The organism is Noviherbaspirillum denitrificans (genome assembly GCF_002211445.1).
Lineage (GTDB): Bacteria > Pseudomonadota > Gammaproteobacteria > Burkholderiales > Burkholderiaceae_D > Noviherbaspirillum > Noviherbaspirillum denitrificans.
Genome location: NZ_LSTO01000001.1, coordinates 1,184,544 through 1,191,749, shown reverse-complemented (window position 1 = coordinate 1,191,749; position 7,206 = coordinate 1,184,544). Strand labels below are relative to the sequence as shown.

The window sequence follows — 7,206 nt, the reverse complement described above, 5'->3', positions numbered from 1 at the left end:
CCCCAGCCGCCGCCGGCCTGCGGCGCGGGCCGGCAAACCGGGGCGTGCAGCGCGACGCGCGGGTACGTCGTGCTGCCGTAGGACGATGCCCGACGGTGTCCGGTAAGGATCAGTCTGACTTGGCCAGCAGCGTGAAGTGCTCGACCACCGGCGGGGCCGCGAAGAAGGGGCCGACGATGCCGCGCCATTCGGTAAAGGCGGGTGACTGGCGGAAGTCGACGGTATGGTTTTCCAGGGTTTCCCAGAAAATCTGCAGCACATAGCGCTCGGGCGATTCGATGCCCTTGTTGACCTTGTAGCCGCGGAAGCCCTTGGCCTTGGAGATGACCTGGTCGATGCCGCGCTGGATGGCGGCGTCGAATTCAGCCTGCTTGCCGGGCTGGATGCGGATGTCGGCGAGTTCGAGGATCATGGCGGTTCCGTTGAGTGGTGGAATCTGCGATTATCCCACGCGGCGCTTCGCCTTGCGCTTGCCGCCGTCCTCCTTCGCCGCCTGAGCCAGCCGCTCCTGCAGCAGCGCCAGCACCGCTGCCTCTTCCGCGCCAAGGTCGGCCAGCTCCTTCTCCATCTCCTCGCGCGCCCGCTGCTGCAGCGCGCCGATCATGGTGCCGTCGAGATAACACTCGATGACCGCCGGATGCACATAGCACTTGCGGCACACGCTCGGCGTGTTGCCCAGCCTTTCGGACACCGATTCGATCGCGCGCACGACGTTCTTCTTCGCCTGCGCCTCGGAGTCGAACTTCTCGTATTCCTGCAGCGCCAGCGCCGCGAGCACGGTGCCCGACCAGGTGCGGAAATCCTTGGCCGTATAGTCTTCGCCGGTGATTTCGCGCAGGAAGTCGTTGACGTCCGACGAGCCGACGCTGCGCTGTTCGCCGTCGTCGTCGATGTACTGGAACAGGTCCTGCCCCGGCAGGTCGCGCGTGCGCCGGATGATGCGCGCCAGGCGCGGATCGTCGACCCGGACCGTGTGCTGCACGCCGCTCTTGCCGCGGAAGCGGAACTCCACCTCCTTGCCATCGATGCGCACATGCCGGTCGCGCAGCGTGGTCAACCCGAAGGACTTGTTCTGGCGCGCATACTCCTCGTTCCCGATGCGCATCATGGTCGCTTCCAGCAGGTAGACGATGGTGGCCAGCACCTTTTCGCGCGGCAGTCCCGGCAAGCCGAGCGCTTCATCCACGCGCTTGCGGATCAACGGCAGCGCCTTGCCGAAGCCGATCATGCGGTCGTATTTCGCTTCGTCGCGCACGCTGCGCCAGCGCGGATGGTAGCGATACTGCTTGCGGCGCTTGGCATCGCGCCCGGTAGCCTGGATGTGGCCGTTTTCCAGGGGGCAGATCCAGACATCGGTCCAGGCCGGTGGAATCGCCAGCGACTTGATGCGCGCCAGCGTGGCTTCGTCGCGCACGCGCTTGCCGTCGGTATCGAGGTACTGGAAACCCTCCTTGTCCGGCACGCGCGTCAGGCCCGGCGCGTCGTCGCCGACATAACGCAGGCCGGCCTGGCGGGCGGTGATGACGGCATCGGCGGGCGCAGCCGAACCGTCCGGCGTATTTTTCATGCATGCTCCGGGGAATAGCTCGACTGTAACGGCGCGTCCGCCGCAGTTCATGACCACGATCAATCCGCTTCACTGCTGGCGGAAGACTGCGATGCCGCATGTCAATCCGGAACGGCAAGCCTTGTTTCTGTTTGAAAAAATCAGGCTTGCGCAGGCGCGGCATCTGCCAAGATGTCGGCGAGCGGGACGACGACCCGCAGCACCGTCCCCTCACCCGGCGCGCTTTCGATGGACAGGTTCCCGCCCAGCATCGCCACCCGTTCTTCCATGCCGATCAGGCCGAAACGATGCGCCTTGCGCCGGTCGCCGGGCTGCATGCCGATGCCGTTGTCGCGGATCGTCAACTCCAGTCGGCCGTCATCGATGGCCACTTCGATACGCACGACGGTGGCGCGCGCATGGCGTCCGATATTGTTGAGCGATTCCTGCAGCACGCGAAACACCGCCGTCGCCTGTGTCTCAGGCACAGGGGAGCCGTCGTCGCGCATCGCGAGCTCGCACACCAGGTTGTTGCGGTGCTCGAACTGCGCCACCTGCCATTCGATGGCGGCCGGCAGGCCCAGGTCCAGCACCGGGGGACGCAGGTTGTTCATGATGGCGCGGATGGATTTCATCGTCGTGTCGATGTGGTCGAGCGCGGTTTCGGCACGCTCCCGCAGGCGCGGATGGCGATCGCCTGTACGGGCGTGCAGGGCCGACACGTCAAGGCGCAGCGCCAGCAGGTTCTGGCCCAGCTCGTCATGGATTTCGCGCGCGATGCGCTTGCGCTCATCTTCGCGCACCCGCTCCTGGTAGGCGGCCAGCTCGCGCAGCGTCGCCTGCGACTGGCGCAGCGCCTCTTCCGCCTTGCGGCGTTCCTGGATCTCGTGTTCAAGCTGGTTGATGGCGGCGCGCATCTGTTTCGCCGACGGCAGCTGCAGCACGCGCGGCACAATCTTCCACAGCATGATCGCCGTCGCGACGGAGATGAGGGCGGTCAGGAGGTGTGCCGAGGCATCCAGCCAGTAGGCGGGGTTCCAGATGGTCCAGATGCCGATGAAATGGGTGGTTCCGCAGGCGAAGATGAACGCCGAGAACATCAGGAAGATCCAGTTGAAACGCAGGTCCCGCCGCTTGTGCACAAGGACCAGCAATGCAACCGGGATCGAGTAATAGGCCAGTCCGATGGCGGCATCTGCGATCAGGTAGGACCAAAGCAGTTCAGGCGTCCACAGGTAGCAATGCCCGTGGGGCATGAACCCTTCGGTGGAAAACCAGGTATCGAGCAGCTCGGTCACGTTGCCCCCATGCTTGTTCTGGCGCGATCGCGCTCGTTATTGCAGGATTGTCAAATGATGCCTGAGATTTTGCTGCACTGCTCCATACTGGAGTGAAACAGGAGGGAATTTTTCCCGGACGGGAATCTTGCGGAGGGGGAGGTGGAATGCGCCCTCCCGGGCGGGAGGGCGCGGCCGCGAATGCGGATCAGTAGCTGGTCAGGGGGAGCGGCTGGCCGCCCTTGAAGGTGAAGATGGTCACCGGGGACGACTTCATGTTGCCCTTGTCGTCGAAGGCATAGGTGCCGGCGACGCCCTTGTAGGAGCCCTTGGCGATCTCTTCGCCGACCTTGGCGGCTTCGATCGTGTTGGCCTTCTTCATTGCGTCGGCATACATCATCATGCCGTCATAGAAGGAAGCGGCGTAGACGTCCGGATCCTGGTTGAAGCGCTTCTTGTAGCGGTCCTTGAATGCCGGGCCTGCAGCAGCCTTGTCGAGGATGGCGCCGCCCTGCGCGCACAGCACGTTGTCGCCGACGGCATCGCCGCCCAGCTTGCCCATTTCAGCGGAGCAGATGGTGTCGCCGCCGAGCAGCTTGGCGTTCAGGCCGAGCTGCTTCATCTGGCGGGCCATCGGCGCGCCTTGCGGTGCATAGCCGCCGAGGAAGATCGCCTCGACCTTCTTGGCCTTCAGGTTGGTCAGGATGGAGGTGAAGTCGGCAGCCTTGTCGGTGGTGAACTCGTGGCCGACCACGTTCAGGCCGGAAACCTTCGCCTGCTTCTTGAACTCTTCAGCCACGCCCTGGCCGAATGCGGTGCGGTCGTCGATGACGGCAACGGTCTTCAGCTTCAGTTCCTTGGCGGCGTAGAGCGCCATCTTGGAGCCGAGCTGGGTGTCGCTGGCGTTCACGCGGAACAGGCCCTTGTAGCCTTGCTCGGTGATCTTCGGGTTGGATGCCACGGTGGCGACCAGCGCGCCGCCGTCGTTGTAGACGCGCGATGCCGGGATGGTGACGCCGGAGTTGTACGGACCGACGATGTATTTCACGCCGCTGTCGACCAGCTTCTGCGCTGCGCCGACGCCGGCCTTCGGATCGGCCTGGTCGTCTTCCGACATCAGTTCGAATTTGACCTTCTTGCCGCCGACGGTGATCGGCTTGGCGTTCAGTTCTTCAACAGCGAGGCGGACGCCGTTTTCATTGTCCTTGCCGGCGAAGGCTTGCGCGCCGGACAGGGGGCCGCTAACACCGATCTTGACGACGGTTTCTTGTGCTGCCGCAGCGCCAGCCAGGCCCATCAGGGCGAGTGCGCCGATAATTTTATTCAGTTGCATGCAGGTTCCCATGTGATTGACTCTCCAATTGGTGCGCATCCCGATTGTGTCGGAATGGCACCCTCCTAATGTGAACTGGTTACTTCACGGCTGTGGATTATGGGGAAAGTCGTGCAAAATTATCTTGCGTTCTTTTCACCGGAAGCCGGAAATTTCGGCAAATTATTGCTCCCGGCAGGCCGAATTCGAATTAAATTTGGCTGATGGTTGAATATGGTCAAACAGACAAGCACGGAGGAAAGATGGAGACCGGCAATTTTCTGGGACAGATACCGACGCAGCTTCCGGAGGAACTCTTCCATGTCCTTGCCGCCGGCGACGGAATGCGTATCGAGCGTATCGTGTCGAAGGGGCACACGTCGCCGGCAGGTTACTGGTACGACCAGCCGGAAAACGAATGGGTGATGGTGCTCAAGGGCGAGGCGAAGCTGCGCTTCGAGCAGGACGACCGCGTCGTGCACCTGGCCGCGGGCGATTATGTGAACATCGCGGCGCATGAGCGCCATCGCGTCGACTGGACGCGCGAAGATACCGAGACGGTCTGGCTGGCCGTCTTCTACCAGGAAGCGGGGGAATGAAACGGATGGATCTGGTCATACGCAACGCCACACTGCCGGACGGCCGGCAAGGCATCGACATCGCGGTGGAAGACGGACGCATTGCCGCCCTCGGTGCAAAGCTGCCCGTACAGGGTGCGCAGGAAATCGACGCCGCCGGTGACCTGGTCACACCGCCCTTCGTCGATGCCCACTTCCACATGGATGCGACGCTGAGCTACGGCCTGCCGCGCGTGAACCGGTCCGGCACGCTGCTCGAAGGCATCGCGCTGTGGGGCGAGCTCAAGCCGCAGCTGACGCAGGAAGCGCTGGTCGAGCGCGCACTGCAATACTGCGATTGGGCCGTTGCGCGCGGCCTGCTGGCGGTGCGCACGCATGTCGATGTATGCGATGACCGCCTGCTGGCCGTCGAGGCGCTGCTGCAGGTGAAGAAGCAGGTCGCACCCTGGCTCGACCTGCAGCTGGTGGCCTTCCCGCAGGACGGGGTGCTGCGCAGCCCGACTGCCTTCGCCAACCTGAAGCGAGCGATCGCGATGGGTGTCGACGTGGTCGGCGGCATCCCGCATTTCGAACGCACGATGGCTGACGGTGCGGAGTCGGTGCGCCTGCTGTGCGAATTCGCCGCCGAGCAGGGCTTGCGCGTGGACATGCATTGCGACGAATCGGACGACCCGCTGTCGCGCCACATCGAGACGCTGGCGTACCACGCGCACCGCCTCGGCCTGCATGGCCGCGTGGCGGGATCGCACCTGACGTCCATGCATTCGATGGACAACTACTACGTCAGCAAGCTGCTGCCGCTGATGCGCGAAGCGGGCGTGGCGGCGATCGCCAACCCGCTCATCAACATCACCCTGCAGGGCCGGCATGACACTTATCCGAAGCGGCGCGGCATGACGCGCGTGCCGGAACTGCTGGCCGCCGGCATCGATGTCGCCTTCGGCCACGACTGCGTGATGGACCCGTGGTACAGCCTCGGCTCCGGCGACATGCTGGAAGTCGCGCACATGGGCTTGCACGTGGCGCAGATGACGGGACAGGAAGCGATGCATCAATGCTTCATGGCGGTCACGCAGGCGCCGGCACGCATCCTCGGGCTGGAAGGCTACGGACTGGAGCCCGGCTGCAACGCCGACTTCGTGGTGCTCGATGCGGGCAGCACGATCGAAGCGCTCCGCCTGCGCGCGGCGCGCCGTTACGTCGTGCGGCGCGGCCGTATCGTCAGCCAGTCGCCACCCGCGCATGCGCAGCTCGACCTGCCGGGACGGCCGGCGCTTGTCGACTTTAGGCTGGGACGGCGTTAATGAAAGCTGGCAAGCGCACGCTCGTCATTGCCATCGCCGCCGCCGGCGCGCTGGTGATCGCTGCCGTCATCGGCCTGCAGTTCGCAACCCGGATGCTGAAGGAGCAGGTGCAGCAGGCGCTCGGACCGGAAAGCGAAGTCGGCGAGATCGTGGTCGGCATGTCATCCATCGAGATTCGTCGTATCCGCATCGCCGCGCCCGCCGGGTGGCCTGCTCCCGACACGCTGCGCGCGGAACGCGTGGTGGTCCGGCCCGACCTGCTCGGCCTGTTCTCGGCGCGCATCCACGTCCCCGCCATCCTGGTCGAGAACGCGTATGTATCCGCGCAGCGCAGTCGCGACGGCAAGCTTCGCCTGCTGCCTAGCCTGCTGGAGAAAAAGGGCGGCGAGGCAGGGCAGGCACAGCCGAAGGAAGTGAGTATCGGCACCATCGAATTGCGCAATGGCGAGCTGGAGTTTTTCGATGCCAGCGTGAGGCAGCCGGCACACAAGACGCGGCTGGAACAATTGCACGCGCGGGTGGAAGACCTGCGCCTTCCCGGCCTGGCCAGCCGCACCGCGATCCAGATCGATGGCCAGGTGAAAGGCGTGCAGCGCAACGGCAAGCTGTCCATCACCGGCTGGGCCGAGCTGGCGAGCCGCAATTCGGAACTCGCCACTAAGCTGCAGGGCGTGGACCTGGTCGCGCTGCAGCCCTACCTGATCAAGGCGTCGGAGACCGGCGTGCGCAAGGGCGCGCTGGACCTGCGGCTGAAATCGACGGTGCGCAACAACCGGCTGCATGCGCCCGGCAGCATCACCTTGACCGGCCTCGAACTGGCGCCCGCATCGGGGCCGTTCAACACCTTCATGGGTGTGCCGCGGCAGGCCGTGGTGGCGGCGCTGAAAAACCGCAAGGACCAGATCAGCATCGACTTCACGCTGGACGGCAACCTCGATGATCCGAAGTTCTCGCTCAACGAGAGCTTTGCGCTGCGCATCGGCACCGCGGTGGCGGAAACGCTGGGCATCAGCATCGAGGGGCTGGCGAAAGGCGTGGGCAGCGCCGCCGAGGGAATAGGCGGCGTGGTGAAGAAGTTGTTCGGGAAATGAATCAGTACATGCTGTACCCCTTGCCCGCGAACGGCGGCACCCGTCCCACCAGCTCTTCCAGCATGAACAGCTCGGCATCGGTATGGTTCGCCACCTTG

At 64.4% G+C, this 7,206-nt stretch carries 7 protein-coding genes; 3 read left to right on the top strand and 4 right to left on the bottom strand.

The features are described from left to right. Positions 1-109: 109 nt before the first annotated feature. The 4 genes from AYR66_RS05935 to AYR66_RS05920 form a co-directional block, all read right to left on the bottom strand. Positions 110-412, bottom strand: coding sequence for an antibiotic biosynthesis monooxygenase family protein (locus tag AYR66_RS05935; protein ID WP_088706757.1), 303 nt, complete (start codon positions 410-412; stop codon positions 110-112). Between the two features lie 30 nt (positions 413-442). Continuing rightward, entirely contained in the window at positions 443-1,567 is a 1,125-nt protein-coding gene (locus AYR66_RS05930) for a DNA topoisomerase IB (RefSeq protein WP_088706756.1), read from the bottom strand. A gap of 140 nt (positions 1,568-1,707) precedes the next feature. Next, on the bottom strand, positions 1,708-2,844 hold the full coding sequence (locus AYR66_RS05925; RefSeq protein ID WP_234814788.1) for a sensor histidine kinase: 1,137 nt from the start codon (positions 2,842-2,844) through the stop codon (positions 1,708-1,710). A 187-nt stretch (positions 2,845-3,031) separates the two neighbouring features. After that, on the bottom strand, positions 3,032-4,156 hold the full coding sequence (locus tag AYR66_RS05920; RefSeq protein ID WP_088709628.1) for a branched-chain amino acid ABC transporter substrate-binding protein: 1,125 nt from the start codon (positions 4,154-4,156) through the stop codon (positions 3,032-3,034). Positions 4,157-4,398: 242 nt separating this feature from the next. Between AYR66_RS05920 and AYR66_RS05915 the strand changes: the two genes are divergently transcribed. The 3 genes from AYR66_RS05915 to AYR66_RS05905 are packed head-to-tail and all read left to right on the top strand — an operon-like array spanning position 4,399 to position 7,108. Beyond that, entirely contained in the window at positions 4,399-4,734 is a 336-nt protein-coding gene (locus AYR66_RS05915; protein WP_088706755.1) for a cupin domain-containing protein, read from the top strand. Positions 4,735-4,739: 5 nt separating this feature from the next. Continuing rightward, complete coding sequence (locus tag AYR66_RS05910; protein ID WP_088709627.1) at positions 4,740-6,017, top strand: amidohydrolase family protein; 1,278 nt, start codon at positions 4,740-4,742, stop codon at positions 6,015-6,017. Further along, entirely contained in the window at positions 6,017-7,108 is a 1,092-nt protein-coding gene (locus AYR66_RS05905) for a DUF748 domain-containing protein (RefSeq protein ID WP_088706754.1), read from the top strand. Before AYR66_RS05910 ends, AYR66_RS05905 begins: the two co-directional genes overlap by 1 nt. Positions 7,109-7,206: the final 98 nt, after the last annotated feature.

Bases quoted from the DNA above. Each gene is read 5' to 3' on its own strand.
- AYR66_RS05920 (WP_088709628.1), bottom strand. From the start codon at position 4,156: ATGCAACTGAATAAAATTATCGGCGCACTCGCCCTGATGGGCCTGGCT.
- AYR66_RS05910 (WP_088709627.1), top strand. From the start codon at position 4,740: ATGGATCTGGTCATACGCAACGCCACACTGCCGGACGGCCGGCAAGGC.
- AYR66_RS05930 (WP_088706756.1), bottom strand. From the start codon at position 1,567: ATGAAAAATACGCCGGACGGTTCGGCTGCGCCCGCCGATGCCGTCATC.
- AYR66_RS05915 (WP_088706755.1), top strand. From the start codon at position 4,399: ATGGAGACCGGCAATTTTCTGGGACAGATACCGACGCAGCTTCCGGAG.
- AYR66_RS05935 (WP_088706757.1), bottom strand. From the start codon at position 412: ATGATCCTCGAACTCGCCGACATCCGCATCCAGCCCGGCAAGCAGGCT.
- AYR66_RS05905 (WP_088706754.1), top strand. From the start codon at position 6,017: ATGAAAGCTGGCAAGCGCACGCTCGTCATTGCCATCGCCGCCGCCGGC.